This window comes from Burkholderia sp. 28_3, assembly GCF_003253915.1.
GTDB classification, from domain to species: Bacteria; Pseudomonadota; Gammaproteobacteria; order Burkholderiales; family Burkholderiaceae; genus Burkholderia; species Burkholderia cenocepacia.
Window position 1 is genome coordinate 78,843 of the sequence record NZ_QKZF01000002.1, and the last position, 26,393, is coordinate 105,235.

Sequence of the window (26,393 nt, forward strand, 5' to 3'; positions counted from 1 at the left end):
CGCTGCGTCGAAACCAACAAGCGGCTGCATCCTGTTCGATGAAAACAAGGAGACACTGGAGATGAAACGCAGAACGTTCGTAACGCTGGCCGCTGCGGCCGCGGTGGTGATGGGCAGCCCGGTCGCGCACGCGGCCGACCCGGTCAAGATCGGCTTCCTGGTGAAGCAGCCTGAGGAGCCGTGGTTCCAGGACGAATGGAAATTCGCCGAGATCGCCGCGAAGCAGAAGGGCTTCACGCTCGTGAAGATCGGCGCGCCGTCCGGCGAGAAGGTGATGAGCGCGATCGACAACCTGTCCGCGCAGAAGGCGCAGGGCTTCATCATCTGCACGCCCGACGTGAAGCTCGGGCCGGGCATCGTCGCGAAGGCGAAGTCGCACAACCTGAAGATGATGACGGTCGACGACCGCCTCGTCGACGGCGCGGGCAAGCCGATCGAGTCGGTGCCGCACATGGGGATTTCCGCGTACAACATCGGCAAGCAGGTCGGCGACGGCATCGCGGCCGAGATCAAGAAGCGCGGCTGGGACATGAAGGACGTCGGCGCGATCGACATCACCTACGAGCAGTTGCCGACCGCGCACGACCGCACGAGCGGCGCGACCGACGCGCTGGTCGCCGCCGGCTTCCCGAAGGCGAACGTGATCGCGGCACCGCAGGCGAAGACCGACACCGAGAACGCGTTCAACGCGGCGAACATCGCACTCACCAAGAACCCGCAGTTCAAGCACTGGGTCGCGTACGGCCTGAACGACGAGGCCGTGCTCGGCGCGGTGCGCGCGGCCGAAGGGCGCGGCTTCAAGGCCGACAACATGATCGGCATCGGCATCGGCGGTTCCGATTCGGCATTGAACGAGTTCAAGAAGCCGCAGCCGACCGGCTTCTACGGCACCGTGATCATCAGCCCGAAGCGCCACGGCGAGGAAACCTCGGACCTGATGTACGCGTGGATCACGCAGGGCAAGGCACCGCCGCCGCTGACGCTGACGACGGGCATGCTCGCGACGCGCGACAACGTGGCGAAGGTGCGCGAGGAGATGGGGCTCGCGTCGAAGTAAGCGGCCCGCCGGCTGCCGCGGCGATGCGGCGGCCGGCGGTCGATCGATTCTGAAGTGGAGAGACGACGTGTCAGCGGCACTGCGTTTTGACAATATCGGCAAGGTGTTTCCTGGCGTGCGCGCACTCGATGGCATTTCGTTCGACGTGCATGCGGGCGAGGTGCATGGCCTGATGGGCGAGAACGGCGCGGGCAAGTCGACGCTGCTGAAGATTCTCGGCGGCGAATATCAGCCCGATGCGGGCAGCGTGCTGGTCGACGGCCAGCCCGTGCAGTTCGCGAATGCGGCCGCGTCGATCGCGGCCGGCATCGCGGTGATTCACCAGGAATTGCAGTACGTGCCCGACCTAACGGTCGCGGAAAACCTGCTGCTCGGCCGCCTGCCGAACGCGTTCGGCTGGGTGAGGAAACGCGAGGCGAAGCGTTACGTGCGCGAGCGGCTCGCCGAGATGGGCGTCGATCTCGATCCCGATGCGCGGCTCGGGCGGCTGTCGATCGCGCAGCGGCAGATGGTCGAGATCTGCAAGGCGCTGATGCGCAACGCGCGCGTGATCGCGCTCGACGAACCGACGAGCTCGCTGTCGCATCGCGAGACGGAAGTGCTGTTCAAGCTGGTCGACGACCTGCGTGCGCAGGGCCGCGCGCTGATCTACATCTCGCACCGGATGGACGAGATCTACCGGCTGTGCGATGCGTGCACGATCTTTCGCGACGGCCGCAAGATCGCGTCGCACGAAGCGCTGGCCGAAGTGCCGCGCGAGCGGCTCGTCGCCGAGATGGTCGGGCGCGAGATCGCGGACATCTACCATTACGCGCCGCGCGCGCTCGGCGACGTGCGGTTTTCCGCCGAAGGCATCGACGGGCCGGCATTGCGCGAACCGGCGAGCTTCTCGGTGCGCGCGGGCGAGATCGTCGGCTTCTTCGGGCTCGTCGGCGCGGGTCGCAGCGAGCTGATGCGGCTCGTGTACGGCGCGGACCGCCGGCGCGCGGGCGTGCTGACGCTCGACGGCGCGCGCATCGACGTGAAGCGCACGGGCGACGCGATCCGCCACGGCATCGTGCTGTGCCCCGAGGACCGCAAGGAAGAAGGGATCATCGCGATCGCGTCGGTCGCGGAGAACATCAACATCAGCTGCCGCCGCCATTCGCTGCGCGCGGGTCTGTTCATCAACGGCAAGGCCGAGAGCGAAACGGCCGACCGCTTCATCCAGCGGCTGAAGATCAAGACGCCGAACCGGCGCCAGAAGATCCGCTTCCTGTCGGGCGGCAACCAGCAGAAGGCGATCCTGTCGCGCTGGCTCGCGGAGCCCGACCTGAAGGTCGTGATCCTCGACGAGCCGACGCGCGGCATCGACGTCGGCGCGAAGCACGAGATCTACGACGTGATCTACCGGCTCGCGGAGCGCGGCTGCGCGATCGTGATGGTGTCGTCGGAACTGCCGGAAGTGCTCGGCGTGTCCGACCGCATCGTCGTGATGCGCGAAGGCCGGATCGCCGGCGAGCTGCCGCGCGCGCAGGCGAACGAGCACGCGGTGCTGAACCTCGCGCTGCCGCAGACCAGCGCGGCCGAGGCGGCCTGACGCGGCATACGACATTCGAATCGAACACGCGCGGCGCGGGCCGCGCGATGCAGGAGCAGGAGACACATCATGCAAGTCAACGAAAACCTGGCCAGCGCCGCCGTGAAGCCGTCGGCCGACGCGCTGGTTCCGCAGCAGAGCGACCGCCAGAAGTGGTGGCAGCATCTGACCGAATACAGCCTGATCGCGATCTTCGCGGTGATGTTCATCACGATGTCGCTGACCGTCGATCACTTCTTCTCGATCGACAACATGCTCGGCCTCGCGCTGTCGATCTCGCAGATCGGCATGGTCGCGTGCACGATGATGTTCTGTCTCGCGTCGCGCGACTTCGACCTGTCGATCGGCTCGACCGTCGCGTTCTCGGGCGTGCTGTGCGCGATGGTGCTGAACGCGACCGACAACACGTTCGTCGCGATCGTCGCGGCGGTCGCGGCCGGCGCCGCGATCGGCTTCGTGAACGGCGCGGTGATCGCGTACCTGCGCATCAACGCGCTGATCACGACGCTCGCGACGATGGAGATCGTGCGCGGGCTCGGCTTCATCGTGTCGAAGGGGCAGGCGGTCGGCGTGTCGTCGGATACCTTCATCGCGCTCGGCGGGATGTCGATGTTCGGCGTGTCGCTGCCGATCTGGGTCACGCTGCTGTGCTTCATCGGCTTCGGCGTGCTGCTGAACCAGACCGTGTACGGCCGCAACACGCTCGCGATCGGCGGCAATCCGGAAGCGTCGCGGCTCGCGGGGATCAACGTCGAACGCACGCGCGTGTACATCTTCCTGATCCAGGGCGCGGTCACAGCCCTCGCGGGCGTGATTCTCGCGTCGCGCATCACGTCGGGCCAGCCGAACGCCGCGCAGGGCTTCGAGCTGAACGTGATCTCCGCGTGCGTGCTCGGCGGCGTGTCGCTGATGGGCGGCCGCGCGACGATCTCGGGCGTCGTGATCGGCGTGCTGATCATGGGCACCGTCGAGAACGTGATGAACCTGCTGAACATCGACGCGTTCTACCAGTACCTCGTGCGTGGCGCGATCCTGCTCGCGGCCGTGCTGCTCGACCAGCTGAAGAACCGCGGCGTACGCGACTGACCGACCTGTTTCCACGGAGACGACCCGCATGACCATCGATACTTCCGCGCCGGACTCGCACGCCGCGAGCGACGCGCGCTTCGCGCGCTACCCGAGCCTCGAGGATCGCGCGGTGCTGATCACGGGCGGCGCGACCGGCATCGGCGCGTCGTTCGTCGAGCACTTCGCCGAACAGGGCGCGCGCGTCGCGTTCGTCGACCTCGACGCGGCGGCCGGCGCCGCGCTGGCCGAACGCCTCGCGCACGTGCGCCATGCGCCGCTGTTCCTGCCGTGCGACCTGACCGACATCGATGCGCTGCGCGGGGCGATCGACGCGATCCGCGCGCGCATCGGCGCGATCGCGGTGCTCGTGAACAACGCGGCGAACGACACGCGCCACGCGATCGGCGACGTGACGCCCGCGTCGTTCGACGCGGGCATCGCGGTGAACCTGCGTCACCAGTTCTTCGCCGCGCAGGCGGTGATCGACGACATGAAGCGGCAGGGCGGCGGCGCGATCATCAATCTCGGCTCGATCAGCTGGATGCTGAAGAACGGCGGCTATCCCGTCTACGTGATGGCGAAGGCGGCCGTGCAGGGCCTGACGCGCGGCCTCGCGCGCGATCTCGGCCCGTTCGGCATCCGCGTGAATTCGCTGGTGCCGGGCTGGGTGATGACCGACAAGCAGCGCCGGCTGTGGCTCGACGACGCCGGCCGCGCGGCGATCAAGGCCGGCCAGTGCATCGACGCCGAACTATTGCCGGCCGACCTCGCCCGGATGGCGCTGTTTCTCGCGGCCGACGACAGCCGGATGATCACCGCGCAGGACGTGATCGTCGACGGCGGCTGGGCCTGACCGTTCGCACCGACCTGCATCGTTTCTTCGACGAAGGAAAGGAGCTCACCATGACCGCCACGTCCTCGCGCGCATCGTCGTCCACCAGCCAGTCGCGCCGCGCGCGCCTGGCCGCCGCCGCCCAGCCGGTCAGCCCCGGCCCGCAGACGGCCGTGTTCGCGCAGGGCGTCGGCGCCGCGCATGCGGCGGCCGTCACGCTGTCGAACGCGTCGCTGCGGCTCGACGTGCTGCCGCACCTCGGCGGCGGCATCGCGCGCTTCGACTGGCGCGGCGAGAACGGCGCGCTGGTGCCGGTGTTCCGCCGTTGCGAGCACCCGGAGACGGCGACCGACCCGAACGAGCTCGCATGCTATCCGCTGCTGCCGTATTCGAACCGGATCGGCGACGGGCGCTTCGAATGCGACGGGCGCAAGGTCGCGGTGCCGCGCAACCGTCGCGACGAGCCGCTGCCGATCCACGGCGACGGCTGGCTCGCGCCGTGGCAGGTCGACGATGCGACCGACACGTCGCTGCAACTGTCGCTCGACCGGACGGCCGGCGCGCCGTATGCATTCCGCGCGATCCAGTCGTTCGAGCTCGACGACGCGACGCTGTCGATCGCGCTGACGATCGAGAACGCGGGACGCGCGCGGCTGCCGTTCGGGCTCGGCGTGCATCCGTTCCTGGTGCGCGATGCGGCGACCGAGCTGGCCGCGGCGGCGGGCGGCCTGTGGCTGTCGGGCGCCGATTTCCTGCCGGTGCGGCACGTCAGCGTGCCGCCGGCCTGGCAGTTCGGCGTCGCGTATCCGCTGCCGGCCACGCTCGTCAATCACGCGTTCACCGGCTGGGGCGGCCACGCGACGGTGAGCTGGCCGCGCCGGCGGCTGTCGCTGACCGTCGCGGCCGACGCCGACGCATACGTGCTCTACACGCCGCCGGGCGAGGATTTCTTCTGCTTCGAGCCGGTCGATCATCCGATCAATGCGGTGAACCTGCCGGGCGGCGCGGCCGCGCACGGGATGACGCTGCTCGCGCCCGGCGAGCGGCTCACGCGGCGTTTCGCGTTCACCGTCGAGCGCGCCGATGCGCGCAGCAATGCCGCGACACACGAGGGGCGCCGGCGACGCGGGTAAAATACGCGGTCTACCAACGGTTTGCCGCGAGTACCCGCCATGTCTTCCCCGCTTACTTTCATCGAATCGCTGCGCGCCGCGTGGCAACGCACGAATTCGCTGCTGTGCGTCGGCCTCGACCCCGAGCCGTCGCGCTTTCCCGTGCAGTTCGACGGCCAGCCCGACGCGATCTTCGAATTCTGCCGGCAGATCGTCGATGCGACCGCGCCGTACGCGAGCGCGTTCAAGCCGCAGATCGCCTACTTCGCCGCGCATCGCGCGGAAGACCAGCTCGAACGTCTGATCGCGCACATCCATCTGCAGCATCCGGGCCTGCCCGTGATCCTCGACGCGAAGCGCGGCGACATCGGCAGCACGGCCGAGCAGTATGCACGCGAGGCGTTCGAGCGCTATCGCGCGGACGCCGTCACCGTGAATCCGTACATGGGCTACGACTCGGTCGAGCCGTACTTCGAGCATGAAGGCAAGGGCGTGATCGTGCTGTGCCGCACGTCGAACCCGGGCGGCTCGGACCTGCAGTTCCTCGACACGAACGGCCGGCCGCTGTACCAGGTGGTCGCCGACCTCGCGGCGAACAAATGGAACGCGAAGAACGGCCAGCTCGGCCTCGTGGTCGGCGCGACGTTCCCGAAGGAGATCGAGATCGTGCGCGGGATCGTCGGCGACATGCCGCTCCTGATTCCCGGCATCGGCGCGCAGGGCGGCGACGTGCAGGCGACCGTCAACGCAGGCCGCACGGCGGACGGCACCGGGATGATGATCAACTCGTCGCGCGCGATCCTGTACGCGAGCAAGGGCGAGGATTTCGCCGAAGCCGCGGCGCTCGCCGCGCAGAAGACGCGCGACACGATCAACGCGCATCGCTGATCGGCCGCACCGGTGGTCCGGGCCGGCGCCAGCGCCCGCCCGGGCAGCCGGCGCCGGCGTGCTCCCGCGCGCGAGCCCGCCGCTTCCCTCCCGTTTTTCCGCTCCTCTGCCGGCCCGGCGCGCGCTGGCGCACGCGGACAACTTCCCGTCGCTTCCGCACCGCATCCCCGCGCACCAATCGCGCGATGCTGCGGCTTGTCATCGATCCGTCACGAAAACGTCAAGAAAGGGAGCGACGCCATGCCCAAGCTGTCCCGCCGTCTTCTGAGCGCGTTCGCCGCGTCGCTGTGCATGACGTTCGCCCATGCGGCGGATCTGTCGCACTGGCCGGCCGACAGCGCGAAGGCGCTGAACGCGATGATCGCCGCGCACGCGAACCGCGGCGACTACGCGGTGTTCGACGCCGACAACACGACCTACCGCTACGACCTCGAGGAATCGCTGCTGCCGTACCTCGAAAATCGCGGCGTGCTGACGCGCGACGCGCTCGACCCGTCGCTGAAGCTGATCCCGTTCAAGGATTCCGCCGACTACAAGGAGTCGCTGACGAGCTACTACTACCGGCTGTGCGAGATCGACGATCTGGTCTGCTATCCGTGGATCGCGCAGGCGTTCGCCGGCCAGTCGCTCGCCGACCTGAAGCGCCACGTCGACGCGATGCTCGCCGACGGCAAGCCGATCCCGATCCGCTACTGGCAGGGTGACAAGGTGGTCGACGGCACGGTCAATCCGCCGCGCTTCTTCCGCGGGATGCAGGAGCTGTACAACGCGCTGCGCGAGAACGGCATCGAGGTCTACGTGATGACGGCCGCGCACGAGGAGCTCGCGCGGCTCGTGCTGGCCGACCCGAAGTACGGCTACAACGTGAAGCCGCAGAACGTGATCGGCGTGACGACGCTGCTGCGCAATCCGGCGACCGGCGCGCTGACGACGTCGCGGCTGCAGATCAAGGCCGGCAAGTACGACGAGGCCGCGAACCGCGCGCTGGTGATCACGCCGTTCCTGATGAACCCGATGACGTGGTACGAAGGCAAGCTCGGTTCGATCGTCGGCTGGATCGACCAGTGGAAGAAGCCGGTGCTCGTCGCGGGCGACACGCCGACGTCCGACGGCTACATGCTGCTGAACGCGACCGACGTCGCGCGCGGCGGCGTGCGCGTGTGGGTCAACAAGAAGGACAAGCAGATGGTGCAGATCCGCGCGTGGTCGGACGAATCGGCCGCGAAGCAGAAGTCGCTCGGCCTGCCGGTGACGGCGGACAAGAACTGGATCGTCGTGAAGCCCGACGCGATTCAATAACCGAACAGGGGCGCGGCACGCGCCCGGGCCGGTCAGCCTTCGCGCTCGTCGAGCAGCTTCAGCAGCCCGCGCAGTGCATGCGCGGCTGCCTGCGTGCGGATCTGTTCGCGATCGCCCTTGAACACGAGCGTCTCGACATCGGTATGCAGCCGGTTGCTCCAGCCGAACGACACGGTGCCGACCGGCTTCTTCTCGCTGCCGCCGGCCGGGCCCGCGATGCCGGTGACGGACAGCGCGACCTGCGCGCGGCTGTTGCGCAGCGCGCCTTCGGCCATCGCGCGCGCGACGGGCTCGCTGACCGCGCCGTGCTTGTCGATCAGGTCGGCGGGCACGCCGATCATCTCGATCTTGGCCTGGTTCGAATAGGTGACGAAGCCGCGCTCGAACCACTGGCTGCTGCCGGAAATGTCGGTGATCGCCGTGGCGATCATCCCGCCGGTGCAGGATTCGGCGGTGGCGAGCGTGAGGTGCTCATCACGCAGCTTGTTGCCTGCGCGGATCGCAAGCTGATGGACGACGGAATCGGTTGGCATGCGCGTCGGGAAACGGGAGTCGGGAAATCGGTCAGCCGCCGACGGAGCGCCACAGCGCGATCACGAGCAGCGTCATGAACGCGGCGACCAGGTCGTCGACCATGATGCCGAGCCCGCCTTTCAGGCGGCGGTCGAAGTAGCGGATCGGCGGCGGCTTGAGCATGTCGAAGAAGCGGAACGCGACGAACGCCCACAGCTGACCGACGAAGGTCGCGGGCGTGACGAACAGCATCACGAGCCAGATCGCGACGATCTCGTCCCAGACGACGGCGCCCGGATCGGCCACGCCGGCCTTTCTCGCGGTGAAACCGGTGACCCACGCGCCGGCCACGAAGCCGACGGCGATCAGCGCCCACCATTCGGGCACCGTCAGGTAGCGGTTGAGCACGACGAACGTGAGCCAGCCGAACAGCGAGCCGAACGTGCCGGGCATGATCGGCGCGAGGCCGCTGCCGAAGCCGAGCGACACGAGATGCGCGGGGTGCGACAGCATGAAGCGGGCCGTCACGCGGGTCGGCGCGGGTGGCGCGGCGCCGGGCTCGGCCGCGGCGGGCGCGGGCGTCGGATCAGTCTGCATGGAAGTGGTCGAAGCCGTGCAACGTGAGAGCGAGGGGCGCGCCGGCGGCGTCGCGCCACGCGATGGCGGGGTGCGCCGACGGCGCGGACAACGCGCGTATTGTACCGATTCGCGTGACCGGCACGCCGGCCGTGGCGCCCGCCGCTTCGACCGCCGCGCGGGCTGCCACCGGCGCGGTGAAGCACAGTTCGTAGTCGTCGCCGCCCGCCAGCGTGCAGCGGCGCTGCACGTCGGCCGGCAGCGTCGCGAGCGCGGCCGAGCGCGGCACCGCGTCGGCGTCGATCTCGGCGCGTACGTTCGAGCGCGTCAGGATGTGCTGGAGATCGCCGGCCAAGCCGTCCGACAGGTCGAGCGCCGCGTGCGCGACGCCCGCGAGCGCGAGGCCGAGCGCGACGCGCGGTTCGGGCCGCTCGAGCGCGCGCCGGAACGTGGCGGCTTCGTCCGCGCCGGCCGTCCACTCGCCGCGGGCGACGCCGAGGCCCGCGCGCGCGTCGCCGAGCGTGCCGGATACCCACACGTCGTCGCCGTCGCGCGCGGCATCGCGCCGCAGCGCCGCGTCCGGCGCGACTTCGCCGAACACGGTCACGCACAGGTTCAGTGGCCCGCTCGTCGTGTCGCCGCCGATCAGCTCGCAGCCGTATCGCTCGGCCAGCGCGAACAGCCCGTTGCTGAAGGCCTCGAGCCACGCCGCATCGGCGCGCGGCAGCGCGCATGCGAGCGTGAACGCGCGCGGCTCAGCGCCCATCGCGGCGAGATCCGACAGGTTGACCGCGAGCGTCTTGTGACCGAGCGCGTCGGGCGCGACGTCGGGGAAGAAATGTCGGCCTTCCACCAGCATGTCCGTCGAAATGGCCAGCAATTTCCCGGATCGGGGCGCAATCAGTGCGCAATCGTCGCCGATGCCGAGCGTCGACGCGCGCGCGCCCTGCGCGGCGCGGCGCGTGAAGAAGCGTTCGATCAGCGAAAACTCGGAGAGGGCGGCTGGCACGGCGGGCGATCCGAAACGGTGAAAGGAACGGCATTGTACGAGGCGAGTGGCGGCGCTCCTGCACTATCCAGTACATTTTTGTCGCGGCTGTTGCACCCGAATCGCCGGTCTGGCGGCCGATGATTGGCGCTACAATGCCGTCGAACAGTTATTCTAATCCGCCCGTCACGAGACACATGTCCACCCAAGCCTCCTCCAAAGCCAAGCTGCGCGAAGCCGCGCTCGACTATCACGAATTTCCGACCCCCGGCAAAATCGCGATCGCCCCGACCAAGCAGATGATCAACCAGCGCGACCTCGCGCTCGCGTATTCGCCGGGCGTGGCGTACGCGTGCGAGGAGATCGTCGAGAATCCGCTCAACGCGGCGCGTTTCACCGCGCGCAGCAACCTGGTCGGCGTCGTGACGAACGGCACGGCGGTGCTCGGTCTCGGCAACATCGGCCCGCTCGCGTCGAAGCCGGTGATGGAAGGCAAGGCCGTGCTGTTCAAGAAGTTCGCGGGCATCGACGTGTTCGACATCGAGCTGAACGAGTCGGACCCGCACAAACTCGTCGACGTGATCGCCGCGCTGGAGCCGACCTTCGGCGGGATCAACCTCGAAGACATCAAGGCGCCGGACTGCTTCATCGTCGAGCGCGAAGCGCGCAAGCGGATGAAGATCCCGGTGTTCCACGACGACCAGCACGGCACCGCGATCGTCGTGGCCGCGGCCGTCACGAACGGCCTGAAGGTCGTCGGCAAGGACATCAAGAAGGTCAAGCTGGTGGCGTCCGGTGCGGGCGCTGCCGCGCTCGCGTGTCTCGACCTGCTGGTCGACATCGGGCTGCCGCTCGAGAACATCACGGTGACCGACCTGGCCGGCGTGGTCTACAAGGGGCGCGCCGAGCTGATGGATCCGGACAAGGAGCGTTTCGCGCGCGAGACCGACGCGCGCACGCTGGCCGAGGTGATCGACGGCGCGGACATCTTCCTCGGGCTATCGGCCGCCGGCGTGCTGAAGCAGGAGATGGTGAAGGGCATGGCCGAGCGCCCGCTGATCCTCGCGCTCGCGAACCCGACGCCGGAAATCCTGCCGGAGCTCGCGCTCGAAGTGCGCCCGGACGCCGTGCTGGCCACCGGCCGCACCGATTACCCGAACCAGGTCAACAACGTCCTGTGCTTCCCGTTCATCTTCCGCGGCGCGCTCGACGTCGGCGCGACGACGATCACGCGTGAAATGGAGATCGCGGCCGTCAACGCGATCGCCGAGCTCGCGCAGCACGAGCAGAGCGACATCGTCGCGACCGCATACGGTATCCAGGATCTGTCGTTCGGGCCCGAATACCTGATTCCGAAGCCGTTCGATCCGCGCCTGATCGTGAAGATCGCGCCGGCCGTCGCACAGGCCGCGATGGACGGCGGCGTCGCGACCCGCCCGATCGAGGACATGGAGGCGTACCGCGTCCACCTGCAGCAGTTCGTGTATCACAGCGGCACGACGATGAAGCCGATCTTCCAGATCGCGCGCGCCGCGCCGGAAGAGAAGAAGCGCGTGGTGTTCGCGGAAGGCGAAGAAGAGCGCGTGTTGCGTGCCGTTCAGATCATCGTCGACGAAAAGCTCGCGAAGCCGATCCTGATCGGCCGCCCGTCGGTGATCGAGCACCGTATCCAGCGCTACGGCCTGCGCCTCACGCCCGGCACCGATTTCACGGTCGTCAACACCGAGCACGACGAGCGTTACCGCGACTTCTGGCAGACGTACCACAAGATGATGGCGCGCAAGGGCATCAGCGAGCAGCTCGCGCGCGTCGAAATGCGCCGCCGCACGACGCTGATCGGCTCGATGCTGGTGAAGAAGGGCGAAGCGGACGGGATGATCTGCGGCACGATCAGCACCACGCACCGCCACCTGCACTTCATCGACCAGGTGATCGGCAAGCGTCCGGGCTGCAGCGTGTACGCGGCGATGAACGGCCTCGTGCTGCCGGGCCGCCAGATTTTCCTCGTGGATACGCACGTGAACGTCGATCCGACCCCGGAAGAACTGGCCGAGATCACGATCATGGCCGCGGAAGAAGTGCGCCGGTTCGGCATCGAGCCGAAGGTCGCGCTGTTGTCGCACTCGAATTTCGGCACGAGCAACGCACCGTCGGCGAAGAAGATGCGCGATACGCTCGCGATCCTGCAGGAAACCGCACCGGAACTGAAGGTCGACGGCGAGATGCACGGCGACGTCGCGCTCGACGCGGCGCTGCGCAAGGAGATCCTGCCGGAATCGACGCTGGAAGGCGACGCGAACCTGCTGATCCTGCCGAACATCGACGCCGCCAACATCGCGTACAACCTGCTGAAGACGGCCGCCGGCAACAACATCGCGATCGGGCCGATCCTGCTGGGCGCCGCGCAGCCGGTGCACGTGCTGACCGAATCGGCGACCGTTCGTCGCATCGTCAACATGGCGGCGCTGCTGGTCGCCGACGTGAACGCCGCGCGCTGAGCCAGAACGAACGCGCCACCCGGTCGAACCGGCGTGGCGCGCCCGGGAAAATTGTAAACAAAAGCAAAAAGAGGCGTGCCCGCAACGGGCACGCCGCCGGGCAGGGCGCACACGCGCTTCCCGCAAAGCAACAGCAGCATCTCTCCACTCCAGGCAGCGAGCGAGGCAAGGAGGCAGTTCTTGCCCACCGAGAGGTGCCGCACGCATTCTATCTTATGTAAGATAAATGTAGTGCGATTTCGGTAAAAAATGCGGAATTCGCGGCATCGCGAGGCTTTCGATTCCCAAACGGACATTGATTCGCGCGGCCAATAACGCTACGCTAACGCCTTTGTTGGTCGTCAACTACTTGATTTAACAGCGGGAACCCTGGTTCATGGCACGCAAGTGGCTCCGCAACGGCGCGCTCGCGTCCGTCTTCGCGATGTTCGCGATGGGTATCGTCGGCACGCCGACGGGCAGTCTGGTTTCCGCCGCTTACGCACGGGAGGCCGTTCCGGCCGACGTGGCTGCCAGCGGGCTCGATACGATCCCGACTGCCAGTCTTCCGCGCGAGGCCGTGACCACGCTAAGCCTGATCGCCGCCGGCGGCCCCTATCCGTACGAGAAAGACGGCGTCGTATTCGGCAATCGCGAGCGGATCCTGCCGAAGGCGAAGCGCGGCTACTACCATGAGTACACGGTGCCGACGCCGCGTGCGCGCAATCGCGGCGCGCGCCGGATCGTCTGTGGCGGTCCGTTGCGCCGGATCGACAACTGTTATTACACGGGCGACCACTACAACAGTTTTAAACGTATTGTTGAATGACTTCGGGACGAATGGCATGAGCGACTCCATCTACGCGCACGATACGGCGGCGGCGGAACTGTTCGCGGCCGGCGACGGCAATCTGTTTCAGCGTGTGATTCAGCTGCACGCGGCGGCGCAGGCCGGCGGCACGCCGGAGCAACAGGAAGCCGAGCCCGGGCTTTCATCGAACGAGGAGCCTATGAGCCTTTTCACGACCGTGCGACCCAATCTCGTGCAGTCGATCCGCGCGTTCCGCGTGCAGGATCTCGCCGACGAAGCCGGTCGGCTCGGCCAGCATTTCCTGTACGCGTATTGCGGCGCCGCGCAGTCGAAGCAGGAAGTGATGGAAACGATCGCGACCTCGTTCCTGTTTCCGAAGCATTTCGGGAAGAACTATGACGCGCTGTACGACTGCCTGACCGACCTCGTTGCGAAGGCCGGCGCGCAGCCCGGCTTCGTGATCGTCCTCGAAGGGCTGCCGATCGCGCAGAAATTCGACAAGGAAGGGCGCGAAACGCTGCTCGACGTGTTTCGCGAGGCGGCCGAATTCTGGGCCGAGCGCAAGGTCGCGTTCCGCGTGTTCTACTCGTTCGCGTAAGCGCGCAAATCGGCGGTACGCAGCGTCATCGCAGCTTCCGATCGTATTTGCCGCCAGCACCGGAATCAGGTCCGCAACTTCTCGAAAACCCGCCTTTGTGCGGGTTTTTTGCTTTGGGGACCCAATCTGCGGGCACGCGTGGCACCCACGGACGTGCTCGACATCGTCGCAGCCGCGCCTGCGATAAGCAGATCAAGGCAATAGGACAACGCAGATTTTGCCGGTCTGTCGCTTCCATCCGACGAGTCGCGGAAATCCGCTCGAGCAGCGAAATACAATTTTCAGCCGTTCACTCGTCCGATGAAATTCATGAAACGAATTGCAGGGGTTCTTATGATCGCGATGGCGGTGACGCCGGCAACAGGGTTCGCGGAAGCTGCGCACATTTGCTGGATTACCCAGGTAAGCCGCGTCGACGAAGGGGTGAAGGTCGATTTTTCGGGTAATTTACGTGTTCTTTCCATCCGTCGAGCCGACACGTCCGAGCCGGACTCGGGCGTGTCGGCTCGACGGGAGAGCCGATCAGCCGGATCCATGCAAGAGCGCTCGCTAGTGCTGGCAATGGGCGACACGGCGGCCGGCACCATGTCCATTCCGGAAGATTATTGCCAGTACAAGGCGGAAGTGCACGATGGGCAGGTGGGTGTCACGGCGCGCTCGATAATGCGCTTGCACGGATTGCCTCCTACCACGACAACCGAATTTATCGCCGCGGAATGAACCCGAGGCGATCTACGTGTTGAAGTAGCGCCGGATCGAATCGCTTGCGGTTGCCGATCACCACCCGCCCCAGCGCGCCGCCAACGCCGCGAGCACGGCCGCGCCGGCCGTCTCGGTACGCAGCACGCGCGGCCCGAGCGACAGCGCGGTGAACCCGCGTGCGCGGGCTGCATTTTCCTCGTCGGGCGACAGCCCGCCTTCGGGTCCGATCAGCAGCGTGACGGCGGCCGCGGGCGGCGCGTCGGGCAGCGACGCGAACGGGATGCTCGCGCGCGGCGACAGCAGCAGCCGCAGTTCGCCGTCGGCCGGCGCGGCCGGCAGCGCGTCGAGCCATGCACTGAAGCCGATGACCGGCGCGACGTCGGGCACGCGGTTGCGGCCGCATTGCTCGCACGACGCGCGCACGACGCCGCGCCAGTGCGCGACGCGCTTGTCCGCGCGTTCGCCGGACAGCTTCACGACGCCACGCGCGGTCGACAGCGGCACGACCGCTGCGACGCCGAGCTCGACGGCCTTCTCGATCACCCAGTCCATCTTGTCGCCGCCGGCGATCCCCTGCGCGAGCGTCACGCGATAGGGCGGCTCGGCCTCGGCGGGCTCGAACGAATCGACCTGCACGAGCGCGCTGCGCTTGTCGACCTCGACGAGCCGCGCGCGGTACTGGCCGCCCGTGCCGTCGAACAGCGCGAGCACATCGCCGGGCTGCAGGCGCAGCACTTGCACGTGGCGCGCGACGTCGGCCGGCAACGCGAGCGTGGCGTCGGCGCGCAGCGCGGCGTCGACGAAAAAGCGCGGCACGGCCGCGGTGGTGGTGGCTTCGGTCATGCGTGTGGCGGTTTCGGTCATGCGTCGAGACGGCACCCGAGCGCCCAGCGGTAGCCGTCGAGATCCTCGATCTGCGCGAACCGGTCGCCCCAGAACTGATCCTGCGGCGCGCTCAGCGATTTCGCGCCCGCGTCGAGCGCGCGCTGCCAGGTGGCGTCGACGTCGTCGACATACAGATAGAACGATTGCGGCGCGGTGGCGTTCGCGTGCTTCGGCGTGAGCGCGGGCGAGCCGAACGCGCCTTCGGGCGCGAACATCACGATCAGCTGGCCGCGATAGGCCATCTCGACGTGCATGATCGCGCCGTCCTCGTCGTGCACGTCGCGCACCGTGAAGCCGAATGCGGCCTGGAAGAACTCGATGGCCGCGCGCGCGTTGCGCACGGCCAGGTAGGGCGTCAACCAAGGCACGTTGGCCGGACGTGGATCGGTCATGAAAATCTCCTGTTGCACAGTGTCGGCGCTTCTCGCGCCTGCGCCGGTCTCATGCTGGAACAACGGAACGTTGCGGCCGTCCGGATGTTCAGCGGCGAACGCCCAGTGTATCGCGCAGCGCGCGCGGCAGGGCAAAGAGGGACGCATGCAGTCGCGCATCGTAGTAGCGCAGGCCGTGGACGCGGCGGGCCGCGAGCCGTTCGTCGACATCGTGCGCGAACAGCGCGGCCGCATCGAGCGTGTCGCTCGCGATCGCCATCAGCCACTGCGAGCCGTACAGCGGCACGTGCGCGGACAGCGGATCGACGACCGCGAAGCTCGCGCGCAGGTCGTCGAGCAGCGCCGCGATGCGTGCGGCGTGGAACACCGGCGAGCCGAGATGCATCGAGATCGCGCCGCAGCGCGTGAGGATCCGCTTGAGCCGCGCGTAGAACGCGCGCGTATAGAGGCCGGCTGCCGGCGAATCGGGCGGCGTGAGGTCGAACACGACGAGATCGAAATGTTCGATCGTCGCCTCGACGAAATGCGCGGCGTCGCCGATCACGACCTCGACGCGCGGGTCGTCGAGCGCACCCTGGTGCACGTCGTCGAGATAGCGGCGCGCCATCCCGACCACCTCGTCGTCGAGTTCGGCGATCACGATCCGTTCGATGCACGCGTGCTTGAGCAACTGACGCGCCGCGCCGCCGTCGCCGCCGCCGAGCACGAGCGCCTTCTTCGGCGACGGATGCGCGAGCGCGGCCGGGTGCGTCATGCACTCGTGATACACGTACTCGTCGCCGACCGACGTCATCGGCCGGCCGTCCAGCGTGAACAGCCGGCCGAGCTGCGGGGTTTCCCAGACTTCGATCTGCTGGTGCGGGGACGCGACGTGCGCGAGCCGCCGCGCATTCGGGAAGCCGTAGGTGGCGTCGGGCGTAGGGTGAAAGAGAAGGGTGGTGCTCACGGGCGGGCCGCTGGGGCGGGCAGTTCCGACGCCTGAATTATAGGAGGCGGGCGGTTTGGTGGAAAACCGTGCCGGAACACGATGCGCCGACAAGGGAAATGTCAGCCCATCTGTTAAAATGACGAGCTTTGCAGCCCCGTCCGTTGGCTCCGTCCGCTTCGCGTCCGTCAGGCGCCGCACCGCGCGCCGGGAACGATTGACGCTCGAGCTTCCGGATGCCGCCGTGCCCCCGTTTCCTCGACTCGTTCTCCGGACTCGACATGACGACTTCGTCTCCCGCCTCCACCACCCTGATGGCCAACGCGATCCGTGCGCTCGCGATGGACGCCGTCCAGCAAGCGAACTCCGGCCACCCCGGCATGCCGATGGGCATGGCCGAAATCGGCGTCGCGCTGTGGTCGCGCCATCTGAAGCACAACCCGACGAACCCGCACTGGGCCGACCGCGACCGTTTCGTGCTGTCGAACGGCCATGGCTCGATGCTGCTGTACTCGCTGCTGCACCTGACCGGCTACGACCTGCCGATCGAGGAGCTGAAGAATTTCCGCCAGCTGCACTCGAAGACGCCGGGCCACCCGGAATACGGGATCACGCCGGGCGTCGAGACGACCACCGGCCCGCTCGGCCAGGGTCTCGCGAACGCGGTCGGCATGGCGCTCGGCGAAGCGCTGATGGCCGACGAGTTCAACCGTGACGGCGCGAAGATCGTCGATCACCACACGTACGTGTTCCTCGGCGACGGCTGCCTGATGGAAGGTATCTCGCACGAGGCCTGCTCGCTCGCGGGCACGCTGAAGCTGAACAAGCTGATCGCGCTGTACGACGACAACGGCATCTCGATCGACGGCGACGTCGTCAACTGGTTCCACGACGACACGCCGAAGCGCTTCGAAGCGTACGGCTGGAACGTGATCCCGAACGTGAACGGCCACGACGTCGATGCGGTCGACGCGGCCATCGCGAAGGCGAAGCTGTCGGACAAGCCGACGCTGATCTGCTGCAAGACGGTGATCGGCAAGGGCGCGGCCACGAAGGCCGGCGGCCACGACGTGCACGGCGCGGCGCTCGGCGCGGAAGAAATCGCGAAGACGCGCGAAGCGCTCGGCTGGAAGTGGGAGCCGTTCGTGATTCCGCAGGAAGTCTATGCGGCCTGGGACGCGAAGGAAGCCGGCAAGCGCGCCGAGTCCGAATGGGACGCGACGTTCGCCGCTTATCGCGCGAAGTTCCCGGCGGAAGCCGCCGAATTCGAGCGCCGGATGGCGAACAAGCTGCCGGCCGACTGGGCCGAGAAGGCGGCAGCGATCATCGCCGGCGCGAACGAGCGCGCCGAGACGGTCGCGACCCGCAAGGCGTCGCAGCAGGCGATCGAAGGGCTGGCCGCCGCGCTGCCCGAACTGCTCGGCGGCTCGGCCGACCTGACCGGCTCGAACCTGACCAACTGGAAGGCGTCGAAGGCGGTGCGCGCGAATCCGGAAGGCGCGGGCGTGCTGCTCGGCAACCACATCAACTACGGCGTGCGCGAATTCGGCATGAGCGCCGCGATCAACGGCCTCGCGCTGCATGGCGGCCACAAGCCGTTCGGCGGCACGTTCCTGACGTTCTCCGACTACAGCCGCAACGCGCTGCGCGTGGCCGCGCTGATGAAGGTGCCGTCGATCTTCGTGTTCACGCACGATTCGATCGGCCTCGGCGAAGACGGCCCGACGCACCAGTCGATCGAGCACGTGTCGAGCCTGCGCCTGATTCCGAACCACGACGTCTGGCGTCCGGCCGACACGGTCGAGACGGCCGTCGCCTGGACTCACGCGGTCGCCGCGGATCGTCCGTCGAGCCTGATCTTCAGCCGCCAGAACCTCGCGTTCAACCCGCGTACCGATGCGCAGATCGCCAACATCGAGAAGGGCGGCTACGTGCTGAAGGACTGGGACGAAGAAATCGTCGCGCGCAAGATCATCCTGATCGCGACGGGCTCGGAAGTCGAACTCGCGATGAAGGCCGTCGAGCCGCTCGCGCAGCAGGGCATCGCGGCCCGCGTCGTGTCGATGCCGTCGACCAACGTGTTCGACCGCCAGGACGCCGAGTACCGCGAACGCGTGCTGCCGCACGGCGTGCGCCGCGTCGCGATCGAAGCGGGCGTGACGAGCTTCTGGCACAAGTACGTCGGCCTCGAAGGCGGCGTCGTCGGGATCGACACGTTCGGCGAATCGGCGCCGGCCGGCGTGCTGTTCAAGTACTTCGGCTTCACCGTCGAGCACGTCGTCGAGACCGCGAAGGCCGTGCTGGCCTAAAAGCATACGCGGCGCGCGCCACCCCTCGCGCGCGTCGCACCGTGAAGCTGCACGAAACGAATTTTTTCAGCCATCAGGAGATAGACCATGACGATTCGCGTCGCAATCAACGGCTACGGCCGTATCGGCCGCAACACGCTGCGCGCGTTCTATGAAAACGGCAAGAAGCACGATCTCGAGATCGTCGCGATCAACGACCTGGGCGATGCGAAGACCAACGCGCACCTGACCCAGTACGACACCGCGCACGGCAAGTTCCCGGGCGAAGTGTCGGTCGACGGCGACTACCTCGTCGTGAACGGCGACAAGATCCGCGTGCTCGCGAACCGCAACCCGGCCGAACTGCCGTGGGGCGAGCTGGGCGTCGACGTCGTGATGGAATGCACGGGCTTCTTCACGACGAAGGAAAAGGCGAGCGCGCACCTGAAGGGCGGTGCGAAGAAGGTGATCATCTCGGCGCCGGGCGGCAAGGACGTCGACGCGACGATCGTCTACGGCGTGAACCACGACGTGCTGAAGGCCGAGCACACGGTCATCTCGAACGCATCGTGCACGACGAACTGCCTCGCGCCGCTCGTCAAGCCGCTGAACGACAAGATCGGCCTCGAAACCGGCCTGATGACGACGATCCACGCGTACACGAACGACCAGGTGCTGACGGACGTCTATCACGAAGACCTGCGCCGCGCGCGTTCGGCCACGCACAGCCAGATCCCGACGAAGACGGGCGCGGCATCGGCCGTCGGCCTCGTGCTGCCGGAACTGAACGGCAAGCTCGACGGTTACGCGATCCGCGTCCCGACGATCAACGTGTCGATCGTCGACCTGTCGTTCATCGCGAAGCGCGACACGACGGTCGAGGAAGTCAACGCGATCATGAAGGAAGCATCGGAAGGCGCGCTGAAGGGCATCCTCGGCTACAACGACGCACCGCTGGTGTCGATCGACTTCAACCACAACCCGGCTTCGTCGACGTTCGACGCGACGCTGACCAAGGTGTCGGGCCGCCTCGTGAAGGTGTCGAGCTGGTACGACAACGAGTGGGGTTTCTCGAACCGCATGCTGGATACGGCTGTCGCGTTCGCGAACGCGAAGTAATCCCGCACGTCGCGCGGCCGCCGCAACGCGGCCGGCGTGGCGAACGAGCCCGGCCCGGGGTTTCCCGGCCGGGTTTTTTATTGCCCGGCGTTCGCCGTCACGTGCTCGATCGCATCGACGAACGCGCGCTTCAGCGGGCTGTCGAGATCGGTCCACGCGAGGCCGATGCCGCTGCGATGCCCGGCCAGGTCGAGCGGCCACGCGAGCACGTTCGGCGGCAGCGCGCTGGCCGCTTCCGCCGGGATCAGCCCGATCCCCATTCCCGCCGCGACGAGCGCGAGCATCGTCGTGAATTCGCCGAACTCCTGCGCAATGTCGAGCGTCGTGCCCGCACGGCTCAGCGCGAGCAGCATGTCGTCGTGAAAGCCGGGCGCGTAGCGGCGCGCGAGCACGAACACGGGCTGGCCGCGCAGTGCGGCTGCCGAAACCGTGTGGTGCGCGGCGAGCGGATGGTCGAGCGGCAGCGCGACGACGAACCCTTCCTCGAGCACCACGCGCGTGTCGATGCCCGCATACGCGGCCGGCAGCCGGATCATCCCGAAGTCGATCCGGCGGTCGCGCAGCGCGGCGACCTGGTCGGGCGTCGGCATGTCCTTCAGTTCGAGCGCGATCAGCGGGTAGCGCTCGCGCATCGTGCGCAGCACGGCCGGCAGCAGCGCCGGCAACACCGACGATACGAACGCGATCCGCAGCGTGCCGATTTCGCCGCGGCTCGACAGCCGCGCGATCTGTTCCGCGCGCGCGGCCTGCTGCAGCGTCGCCCGCGCTTCCGGCAGGAACACGCGCCCGGTGTCGCTCAACTCGACCTTGTGCCGGTCGCGCTCGAACAGGCGCGCGCCGAGTTCCGCCTCGAGCGCCTTGATCTGCATGCTCAGCGCGGGCTGCACGATGAACAGGCGTTGCGCGGCGCGCCCGAAATGCAGCTCTTCCGCGAGCGTGACGAAGGCGCGCAATTGCTTGAGTTCCATGGGTGGCGGGGACGACGCGACGGTAATCAGTTTTCATGATAACCGGATCAAAAAAGACCATTGGCGCGGGCCGGGCCGGCGGCCGAAGATATCGTGAACATGAGACCGGGCGCGACGGGCGGCCGGCTCGACTGGCACGAGGAGACATCCATGACCCATGCGCTTGACCGGTTCCGCCTCGACGGCCGCCGCGCGCTGATTACCGGTTCCGGCCGCGGGATCGGACTGACGCTCGCCCGCGGGCTCGCGGAAGCCGGCGCGGCGATCGTCATCAACGATCGCAATGAAGAGAAGGCCGCGACGCTCGCGCGCCGGTTTCGCGACGAAGGCTTCGCGGCCGACCATGCGGTGTTCGACGTGGCCGAGCACGCGCAGGTCCGTGCGGCGATCGACGAGTTCGAGGCGCGCGTCGGCGCGATCGACATCCTCGTGAACAACGCGGGCATCCAGCGCCGCGCGCCGCTCGACGCTTTCGACCCGGACGACTGGCATGCGCTGATGCGCGTGAATCTCGACGGCGTGTTCAACGTCGCGCAGGCCGTCGCGCGGCACATGATCGCGCGTGGCCACGGCAAGATCATCAACATCTGCTCGGTGCAGAGCGAACTCGCCCGGCCCACGATCGCACCGTATGCGGCGACCAAGGGCGCGGTGCGGATGCTGACCAAAGGGATGTGCGCCGACTGGGCGCGTCACGGCATCCAGGCGAACGGCCTCGCGCCCGGCTATTTCGAAACCGAACTGAATCGCGCGCTGGTCGACGACGCGGCGTTTTCTGACTGGCTGTGCAAGCGTACGCCCGCCGGCCGCTGGGGGCAGGTCGACGAGCTGTGCGGCGCGGCGATCTTCCTCGCGTCGGCCGCGTCCGATTTCGTGAACGGCCAGACGCTGTTCGTCGACGGCGGGCTGACCAGTGCCGTCTAACCAGGAGCGCGTCATGCGGTTGCGTTGCATGTGTGTGGTGATCCACGGGCCGAACGACCTGCGGGTCGAGGAGCAGGACGCGGGCGAGATCGGCCCGGGCCAGGTGCGTGTCGACGTCGCGATGGGCGGCATCTGCGGCTCGGACCTGCATTACTTCCGGCATGGCGGCTTCGGCGCGATCCGGTTGCAGCAGCCGATGGTGCTCGGCCACGAGGTCGCGGGCACGGTCGCGGCAGTGGCGCCGGACGTGACGTCGGTGAAGGTCGGCGATCGCGTCGCGGTCAATCCGAGCCGGCCGTGCGGTGTGTGCCGCTACTGTCTCGAAGGGCTGCCGAACCAGTGTCTCGACATGCGCTTCTACGGCAGCGCGATGCGGATGCCGCACGTGCAGGGCGCGTTTCGCAACGCGCTCGTGTGCGACGCGGTGCAGTGCGTGAAGGTCGCCGATCACGTGCCGCTGTCGCTCGCGGCGCTCGCCGAGCCGTTCGCGGTCGGGCTGCATGCGGTGTCGCGGGCAGGCCCGCTGATCGGCAAGCGTGTGCTCGTATCGGGGTGCGGGCCGATCGGCGTGCTGGCGGTCGCGGCGGCGCGCGTGCACGGCGCGGCGGAGATCGTCGCGACCGACGTCGTCGACGCGCCGCTGGAAATCGCGAGCGCGCTCGGCGCGGACCGCACGATCAATGCGGCGGCCGATGCCGGCTGGGTCGAACGCTACAGCGCCGGCAAGGGTACGTTCGACGTGATGATCGAGTGCTCGGGCAATGCGCGCGCGCTGCGCGACGGGCTGGACGTGATGCGCCCGCGCGGCATCGTCGTGCAGCTCGGGCTCGGCGGTGACGTGAGCCTGCCGCAGAACGTCGTGGTCGCGAAGGAGCTGTCGATCTGCGGCTCGTTCCGCTTCCACGCGGAATTTGCGCTGGCGGTGCAGTTGATCAACGCGGGGCGCGTCGACCTGCGGCCGGCCGTCACGCGCGTGTTCCCGATGCGCGACGCGAACCTCGCATTCGAACTGGCAGGCGACCGCCAGCGGGCGATGAAGGTGCTGATCGATTTCGCGAACGAGGCCGCGTGACGGTGCGGCGCTGGCGCGTCGAGACGGCAGTGACGCCCCTGGCAAAAAGGCACGCCCGCGATGCGCGGCGCGTGCCTTTTTCGTCGTGCGGCGCAAACGAATTGCTGGATTGCCGCTCTACCGCCTCATTGCGTGACCTGCCGCGAACCGACGCGTTGCGACGCGAGCCACAGCGCGATCAGCACACCCGATAGCGCGGCACCCGCGATACATACGCCGCGCCAGCCGTCGAGGCCGTACGCGACGCTCGCCGCGAACGAGCCGAGCGCGCCGCCGATGAAGTAGCTCGTCAGGTAGATCGTCGTCACGCGGCTGCGCGCATGGCCGGCCAGCGCATAGATCACGCTCTGGTTCGAGATGTGCATGCCCTGCACGCCGACGTCGAGCAGCAGGATGCCGGCGATCAGCGCCGCGAGCGAATGCGCGCCGGTCGCGATCAGCGCGAACGCGCCGAGCACGGCCGCCGCGAACAGGCCGGTGGCGGCATTGCCGTGGCCGCGATCGACCAGCCGGCCGGCCGACGTCGCCGCGAGCGCACCGACTGCGCCGACGATGCCGAACAGGCCGATCTGACCTTCGGAATAGCTGTACGGCGGCTGGCTCAGCAGGAACGTGAGACCCGTCCACAGCAAGCTGAAGCACGCGAACACGAGCGCGCCGTAGGTCGAGCGCAGCGCGATCAGCGGCTGCGCGCGCACCAGCGCGACGAGCGACTTCATCAGCGCCGCATAGTCGAGCCGCGCGTCGCGCCGATCCTTCGGCAGCTTCACGGCGAGCACTGCGGTCAGCGCGAGCACCAGCACCGCGGCGGTGCCGTACACCGCGCGCCAGCCGAACCCGTCGGCGATCGCGCCGGCCGCGACGCGCGCGAGCAGGATGCCGAGCAGGAGCCCGCTCATCACGGTGCCGACCGCGCGGCCGCGCGAGCGCGCATCGGCGAGCGACGCCGCGAACGGCACGAGCAGCTGCGTCGAACAGGTGACGAAGCCGACCGCGACGTTCGCGACGACGAACATCGTGAAGTTGGTGCTGAACGTGACCGCGACCAGCGCGACGACGTTCAGCATCAGCAACCGCACGATCAGCGTATGGCGATTGACCGCATCGCCGAGCGGCACGATCAGCAGCAGGCTGGCCGCATAGCCGAGCTGCGTCAGCGTGACGAGATAGCCGAGCTCGGTCGGCGCGCGCCCGAAGCTGTGCGCGATCGCGGCGAGCAGCGGCTGCGCGTAGTAGATGTTGCCGATGACGATGCCGCACGCGCACGCGAACAGCAGCGTCATGCCGCGGGTGAGGGGAGGGTGGTTGTCGTGATGCGGTTCCATGATCGCGAAAAACGGCGGCGCCGGCCGGCGGCACGGGGCCGTCGGCTGCGCGGGGTGACGGAAATCGGGGCCCGCGTCGACGGATCGGCGGTGAGCCGATGCGCGCCGGGCGGATCGCGGCCGGGCCCGGATCGGGCGGGCGGCGGATCGTCGTGCGGCGGGCGGTGGCAGGGCAGGCCCGGGCGTGCCGCTCCGGTGCGCCGGCAGCGGCGGTGCGCGGAAGCGGATGTGCGTATGATGCGGGAATCGACCCATAGCGTCCAAGACTGGATCGTTATGGTCTCTATTGGCAAAACCAATACGTTGGCCGCGATGCTTCTCCGCCACATCCGCTATTTCCTGGCCGTCGCCGAGCAGCGCAGTTTCACGCGCGCGGCCGACGCGCTGCACGTGTCGCAGCCGACGCTGTCGCAGCAGGTCCGCCAGCTCGAGGAAACGCTCGGCGTGCAGCTGTTCGACCGCTCGGGCCGCACGGTGCGGCTCACCGAATTCGGCGAGGTCTATGCGCGCCATGCGCGCGCGGCGCTGCACGAGCTCGATACCGGGCAGCGCGCGCTGCACGATGTCGCGGATCTCGGCCGCGGTTCGCTGCGGCTCGCGATGATGCCGACATTCGCGGCCTACCTGAGCGGCTCGCTGATCGACGCGTTCCATGCCGACCATCCGAACGTCGCGCTGACGATCGACGCGATGCCGCAGGAACGCATCGAGGCGCTGCTCGCCGACGACCGGCTCGACGCCGGTTTCGCGTTCATGCCGCCGCGCGCGCCGGACATCGACGCGCTGCCGCTGTGGGACGAGCCGCTCGCGCTGGTGACGGGCCGCACGCATCGGCTCGCGCGCCATCGTCGCGCGCTCACGCCGGCCGAACTCGGCGGCGAGCCGCTGGTGCTGCTGAGCCGTGCGTTCGCGACGCGCGAGCGGATCGACCGGTATTTCGTCGAGCACGACGCGCGACCGTTGATCGCGATCGAGACGAATACGGTCAGCGCGGTGCTGGCGCTCGTGCGGCGCGGCCGGCTCGCGACGGTGCTGCCCGACGCGGTCGCGCGCGAGAGCGGCGACCTGTGCGCGCTGGAGATCGATCCGCCGCTGCCGACGCGCACGGCCGCGCTGCTCACGCGCAAGGGCGCGTACCGCAGCGTCGCGGCCCGCGCGCTCATCGAGCGCGTGCGCGCGTATCGCGATCGGTCGGAACGGTGACCGGACCGGCCGGGCGGCGGCGCGGGAGGATTACGCGCCGGGCGTCGGGAAGAAGATGCCCGCGCGCTGCGCGGCGTTCGCGATGTGCGTTTCGATCGCGGTGCCGGCGGCCGCCGCATCGCGCGCGATCAGCGCGTCGACGATCGCGCGGTGCTCGTGCCACGTCGACAGCAGCAGCTCGCGCCGGTAGAACGGCATGCGCTGGCTTTCCTTCATGATGTCCGCGCTGCTGCGCAGGATGGACTCGATCGCCGCGTTGCCGGCCAGATGGATGATCCGCATGTGGAAGTCGAAATCGAGCCGCGACGCCTCGTCGAGCGCGCTTTCGGTCAGCGCGACGTGCAGGTCGGCGAGGTTGTCCTCGAACCACGCGATGTCGGCATCGCTGACCACGTGCGCGGCCATTCGCGCGGCGAACCCTTCGAGCGCATAGCGCATCTGGTAGGTATCGGGCGGCGACGACTGCTCGGCGAATTGCCACGGATGCGCGGCCGACGCCTGCGCGCTTTCGACGTACACGCCCTTGCCCGCGCGGATGCGCAGCATCCCGAGCGCCTCGAGCGTCGACAGCGCCTCGCGCAGCGACGCGCGGCTGATCTCCAGCTCCTCGGAGAGCTGGCGCTGGGCCGGCAGCAGGCTGCCGACCGGATACACGCCTGCCTCGATCCGGTCGCGGATCGTCGCGATGGCGGCGTCGGTCACGGTATGCGGAACATTTTTCATGATGTGAACGATGGCCGGTCTGACCGGGATTGTAATCCGCACGCGGGCGGTGCACGACGGCCCTACGGG

25 protein-coding genes are annotated in these 26,393 nt (G+C 68.1%); 16 read left to right on the forward strand and 9 right to left on the reverse strand.

What is annotated here, in order from left to right; genetic code table 11:
* Positions 1 to 61: 61 nt before the first annotated feature.
* From DFS13_RS05065 to DFS13_RS05095, 7 genes are all read left to right on the forward strand, one after another.
* Positions 62 to 1,057: an arabinose ABC transporter substrate-binding protein gene (locus DFS13_RS05065; RefSeq protein ID WP_006491025.1), complete on the forward strand. Its 996-nt coding sequence runs from the start codon at positions 62 to 64 to the stop codon at positions 1,055 to 1,057.
* A 67-nt stretch (positions 1,058 to 1,124) separates the two neighbouring features.
* Positions 1,125 to 2,636: an L-arabinose ABC transporter ATP-binding protein AraG gene (gene araG, locus DFS13_RS05070; RefSeq protein ID WP_111441430.1), complete on the forward strand. Its 1,512-nt coding sequence runs from the start codon at positions 1,125 to 1,127 to the stop codon at positions 2,634 to 2,636.
* 69 nt (positions 2,637 to 2,705) lie between these two features.
* Positions 2,706 to 3,722 (forward strand): L-arabinose ABC transporter permease AraH, encoded by a 1,017-nt coding sequence (gene araH / locus DFS13_RS05075; protein WP_006491027.1) that lies wholly within the window; start codon positions 2,706 to 2,708, stop codon positions 3,720 to 3,722.
* Positions 3,723 to 3,750: 28 nt separating this feature from the next.
* A complete protein-coding gene (locus DFS13_RS05080) occupies positions 3,751 to 4,557 on the forward strand; it encodes an SDR family NAD(P)-dependent oxidoreductase (RefSeq protein WP_006491029.1) in 807 nt (268 codons plus the stop codon).
* A 50-nt stretch (positions 4,558 to 4,607) separates the two neighbouring features.
* Entirely contained in the window at positions 4,608 to 5,669 is a 1,062-nt protein-coding gene (locus tag DFS13_RS05085) for an aldose 1-epimerase (protein WP_034201038.1), read from the forward strand.
* 39 nt (positions 5,670 to 5,708) lie between these two features.
* Positions 5,709 to 6,536 carry an orotidine-5'-phosphate decarboxylase gene (gene pyrF / locus DFS13_RS05090; RefSeq protein ID WP_006483119.1) on the forward strand — a complete coding sequence of 276 codons (828 nt, stop codon included), beginning with the start codon at positions 5,709 to 5,711 and terminating at the stop codon, positions 6,534 to 6,536.
* A gap of 240 nt (positions 6,537 to 6,776) precedes the next feature.
* Positions 6,777 to 7,835: a hypothetical protein gene (locus DFS13_RS05095; RefSeq protein ID WP_060263320.1), complete on the forward strand. Its 1,059-nt coding sequence runs from the start codon at positions 6,777 to 6,779 to the stop codon at positions 7,833 to 7,835.
* A gap of 32 nt (positions 7,836 to 7,867) precedes the next feature.
* Here DFS13_RS05095 and DFS13_RS05100 read toward each other — a convergent pair whose 3' ends face one another.
* From DFS13_RS05100 to thiL, 3 genes are read right to left on the reverse strand one after another with little or no spacing between them, the layout of a single operon-like run.
* Entirely contained in the window at positions 7,868 to 8,368 is a 501-nt protein-coding gene (locus DFS13_RS05100) for a CinA family protein (RefSeq protein ID WP_006488662.1), read from the reverse strand.
* Positions 8,369 to 8,399: 31 nt separating this feature from the next.
* Positions 8,400 to 8,945: a phosphatidylglycerophosphatase A gene (locus DFS13_RS05105; RefSeq protein WP_034201036.1), complete on the reverse strand. Its 546-nt coding sequence runs from the start codon at positions 8,943 to 8,945 to the stop codon at positions 8,400 to 8,402.
* Entirely contained in the window at positions 8,935 to 9,933 is a 999-nt protein-coding gene (gene thiL / locus DFS13_RS05110; protein WP_111441431.1) for a thiamine-phosphate kinase, read from the reverse strand. The genes DFS13_RS05105 and thiL overlap by 11 nt, the downstream gene beginning before the upstream one ends.
* A 134-nt stretch (positions 9,934 to 10,067) precedes the next feature.
* Between thiL and DFS13_RS05120 the strand changes: the two genes are divergently transcribed.
* From DFS13_RS05120 to DFS13_RS05135, 4 genes are all read left to right on the forward strand, one after another.
* A complete protein-coding gene (locus tag DFS13_RS05120; RefSeq protein ID WP_034178301.1) occupies positions 10,068 to 12,410 on the forward strand; it encodes an NADP-dependent malic enzyme in 2,343 nt (780 codons plus the stop codon).
* A gap of 376 nt (positions 12,411 to 12,786) precedes the next feature.
* Positions 12,787 to 13,218 (forward strand): ribonuclease domain-containing protein, encoded by a 432-nt coding sequence (locus DFS13_RS05125; protein WP_006490731.1) that lies wholly within the window; start codon positions 12,787 to 12,789, stop codon positions 13,216 to 13,218.
* A gap of 16 nt (positions 13,219 to 13,234) precedes the next feature.
* Complete coding sequence (locus tag DFS13_RS05130; protein ID WP_006476945.1) at positions 13,235 to 13,798, forward strand: barstar family protein; 564 nt, start codon at positions 13,235 to 13,237, stop codon at positions 13,796 to 13,798.
* Positions 13,799 to 14,107: 309 nt separating this feature from the next.
* Positions 14,108 to 14,518: a hypothetical protein gene (locus DFS13_RS05135; protein WP_134163135.1), complete on the forward strand. Its 411-nt coding sequence runs from the start codon at positions 14,108 to 14,110 to the stop codon at positions 14,516 to 14,518.
* 57 nt (positions 14,519 to 14,575) lie between these two features.
* Here the strand turns inward: DFS13_RS05135 and DFS13_RS05140 are convergent, their stop codons facing one another.
* The 3 genes from DFS13_RS05140 to speE form a co-directional block, all read right to left on the reverse strand.
* Positions 14,576 to 15,343 carry a 16S rRNA (uracil(1498)-N(3))-methyltransferase gene (locus DFS13_RS05140; RefSeq protein WP_006493615.1) on the reverse strand — a complete coding sequence of 256 codons (768 nt, stop codon included), beginning with the start codon at positions 15,341 to 15,343 and terminating at the stop codon, positions 14,576 to 14,578.
* 17 nt (positions 15,344 to 15,360) lie between these two features.
* Positions 15,361 to 15,777, reverse strand: a complete 417-nt coding sequence (locus DFS13_RS05145) for a glyoxalase/bleomycin resistance/extradiol dioxygenase family protein (RefSeq protein ID WP_006485715.1) — start codon at positions 15,775 to 15,777, stop codon at positions 15,361 to 15,363.
* 88 nt (positions 15,778 to 15,865) lie between these two features.
* Positions 15,866 to 16,723: a polyamine aminopropyltransferase gene (gene speE, locus DFS13_RS05150; protein ID WP_006485711.1), complete on the reverse strand. Its 858-nt coding sequence runs from the start codon at positions 16,721 to 16,723 to the stop codon at positions 15,866 to 15,868.
* A gap of 215 nt (positions 16,724 to 16,938) precedes the next feature.
* Here speE and tkt point away from each other — a divergent pair, with 215 nt between their 5' ends.
* Both tkt and gap read left to right on the forward strand, forming a co-directional pair.
* Positions 16,939 to 19,011, forward strand: a complete 2,073-nt coding sequence (gene tkt, locus DFS13_RS05155) for a transketolase (protein ID WP_006485709.1) — start codon at positions 16,939 to 16,941, stop codon at positions 19,009 to 19,011.
* A gap of 87 nt (positions 19,012 to 19,098) precedes the next feature.
* Positions 19,099 to 20,109: a type I glyceraldehyde-3-phosphate dehydrogenase gene (gene gap / locus DFS13_RS05160; RefSeq protein ID WP_006485712.1), complete on the forward strand. Its 1,011-nt coding sequence runs from the start codon at positions 19,099 to 19,101 to the stop codon at positions 20,107 to 20,109.
* 77 nt (positions 20,110 to 20,186) lie between these two features.
* Here the strand turns inward: gap and DFS13_RS05165 are convergent, their stop codons facing one another.
* Positions 20,187 to 21,077 (reverse strand): LysR family transcriptional regulator, encoded by an 891-nt coding sequence (locus tag DFS13_RS05165; protein WP_111441432.1) that lies wholly within the window; start codon positions 21,075 to 21,077, stop codon positions 20,187 to 20,189.
* A 150-nt stretch (positions 21,078 to 21,227) separates the two neighbouring features.
* On the opposite strand from DFS13_RS05165, the gene DFS13_RS05170 reads away from it, so the two are divergent.
* The gene (locus DFS13_RS05170; protein ID WP_034201869.1) at positions 21,228 to 22,001 is read left to right on the forward strand and encodes an SDR family NAD(P)-dependent oxidoreductase; all 774 of its coding nucleotides are present in this window, start codon (positions 21,228 to 21,230) and stop codon (positions 21,999 to 22,001) included.
* A gap of 13 nt (positions 22,002 to 22,014) precedes the next feature.
* The gene (locus tag DFS13_RS05175; RefSeq protein WP_058901254.1) at positions 22,015 to 23,073 is read left to right on the forward strand and encodes an L-idonate 5-dehydrogenase; all 1,059 of its coding nucleotides are present in this window, start codon (positions 22,015 to 22,017) and stop codon (positions 23,071 to 23,073) included.
* A gap of 125 nt (positions 23,074 to 23,198) precedes the next feature.
* On the opposite strand, the gene DFS13_RS05180 is transcribed toward DFS13_RS05175, so the two are convergent.
* Positions 23,199 to 24,398: an MFS transporter gene (locus tag DFS13_RS05180; RefSeq protein WP_043205482.1), complete on the reverse strand. Its 1,200-nt coding sequence runs from the start codon at positions 24,396 to 24,398 to the stop codon at positions 23,199 to 23,201.
* A 312-nt stretch (positions 24,399 to 24,710) separates the two neighbouring features.
* Between DFS13_RS05180 and cynR the strand changes: the two genes are divergently transcribed.
* Complete coding sequence (gene cynR / locus DFS13_RS05185; protein WP_059721693.1) at positions 24,711 to 25,601, forward strand: transcriptional regulator CynR; 891 nt, start codon at positions 24,711 to 24,713, stop codon at positions 25,599 to 25,601.
* Between the two features lie 30 nt (positions 25,602 to 25,631).
* Here cynR and DFS13_RS05190 read toward each other — a convergent pair whose 3' ends face one another.
* Complete coding sequence (locus DFS13_RS05190; RefSeq protein ID WP_034178446.1) at positions 25,632 to 26,324, reverse strand: FadR/GntR family transcriptional regulator; 693 nt, start codon at positions 26,322 to 26,324, stop codon at positions 25,632 to 25,634.
* Positions 26,325 to 26,393: the final 69 nt, after the last annotated feature.

What these genes read in the sequence shown, in the direction of transcription:
- DFS13_RS05175 (WP_058901254.1), top strand. Translation starts at nt 22,015, where the DNA reads ATGCGGTTGCGTTGCATGTGTGTGGTGATCCACGGGCCGAACGACCTG.
- DFS13_RS05180 (WP_043205482.1), bottom strand. Translation starts at nt 24,398, where the DNA reads ATGGAACCGCATCACGACAACCACCCTCCCCTCACCCGCGGCATGACG.
- tkt (WP_006485709.1), top strand. Translation starts at nt 16,939, where the DNA reads ATGCCGCCGTGCCCCCGTTTCCTCGACTCGTTCTCCGGACTCGACATG.
- DFS13_RS05105 (WP_034201036.1), bottom strand. Translation starts at nt 8,945, where the DNA reads ATGCAGACTGATCCGACGCCCGCGCCCGCCGCGGCCGAGCCCGGCGCC.
- DFS13_RS05165 (WP_111441432.1), bottom strand. Translation starts at nt 21,077, where the DNA reads ATGGAACTCAAGCAATTGCGCGCCTTCGTCACGCTCGCGGAAGAGCTG.
- DFS13_RS05170 (WP_034201869.1), top strand. Translation starts at nt 21,228, where the DNA reads ATGACCCATGCGCTTGACCGGTTCCGCCTCGACGGCCGCCGCGCGCTG.
- DFS13_RS05080 (WP_006491029.1), top strand. Translation starts at nt 3,751, where the DNA reads ATGACCATCGATACTTCCGCGCCGGACTCGCACGCCGCGAGCGACGCG.
- DFS13_RS05135 (WP_134163135.1), top strand. Translation starts at nt 14,108, where the DNA reads ATGAAACGAATTGCAGGGGTTCTTATGATCGCGATGGCGGTGACGCCG.
- DFS13_RS05140 (WP_006493615.1), bottom strand. Translation starts at nt 15,343, where the DNA reads ATGACCGAAGCCACCACCACCGCGGCCGTGCCGCGCTTTTTCGTCGAC.
- cynR (WP_059721693.1), top strand. Translation starts at nt 24,711, where the DNA reads ATGCTTCTCCGCCACATCCGCTATTTCCTGGCCGTCGCCGAGCAGCGC.
- DFS13_RS05125 (WP_006490731.1), top strand. Translation starts at nt 12,787, where the DNA reads ATGGCACGCAAGTGGCTCCGCAACGGCGCGCTCGCGTCCGTCTTCGCG.
- pyrF (WP_006483119.1), top strand. Translation starts at nt 5,709, where the DNA reads ATGTCTTCCCCGCTTACTTTCATCGAATCGCTGCGCGCCGCGTGGCAA.
- DFS13_RS05190 (WP_034178446.1), bottom strand. Translation starts at nt 26,324, where the DNA reads ATGAAAAATGTTCCGCATACCGTGACCGACGCCGCCATCGCGACGATC.
- DFS13_RS05130 (WP_006476945.1), top strand. Translation starts at nt 13,235, where the DNA reads ATGAGCGACTCCATCTACGCGCACGATACGGCGGCGGCGGAACTGTTC.
- DFS13_RS05065 (WP_006491025.1), top strand. Translation starts at nt 62, where the DNA reads ATGAAACGCAGAACGTTCGTAACGCTGGCCGCTGCGGCCGCGGTGGTG.
- DFS13_RS05085 (WP_034201038.1), top strand. Translation starts at nt 4,608, where the DNA reads ATGACCGCCACGTCCTCGCGCGCATCGTCGTCCACCAGCCAGTCGCGC.
- DFS13_RS05120 (WP_034178301.1), top strand. Translation starts at nt 10,068, where the DNA reads ATGCCGTCGAACAGTTATTCTAATCCGCCCGTCACGAGACACATGTCC.
- DFS13_RS05095 (WP_060263320.1), top strand. Translation starts at nt 6,777, where the DNA reads ATGCCCAAGCTGTCCCGCCGTCTTCTGAGCGCGTTCGCCGCGTCGCTG.
- araH (WP_006491027.1), top strand. Translation starts at nt 2,706, where the DNA reads ATGCAAGTCAACGAAAACCTGGCCAGCGCCGCCGTGAAGCCGTCGGCC.
- gap (WP_006485712.1), top strand. Translation starts at nt 19,099, where the DNA reads ATGACGATTCGCGTCGCAATCAACGGCTACGGCCGTATCGGCCGCAAC.
- DFS13_RS05145 (WP_006485715.1), bottom strand. Translation starts at nt 15,777, where the DNA reads ATGACCGATCCACGTCCGGCCAACGTGCCTTGGTTGACGCCCTACCTG.
- DFS13_RS05100 (WP_006488662.1), bottom strand. Translation starts at nt 8,368, where the DNA reads ATGCCAACCGATTCCGTCGTCCATCAGCTTGCGATCCGCGCAGGCAAC.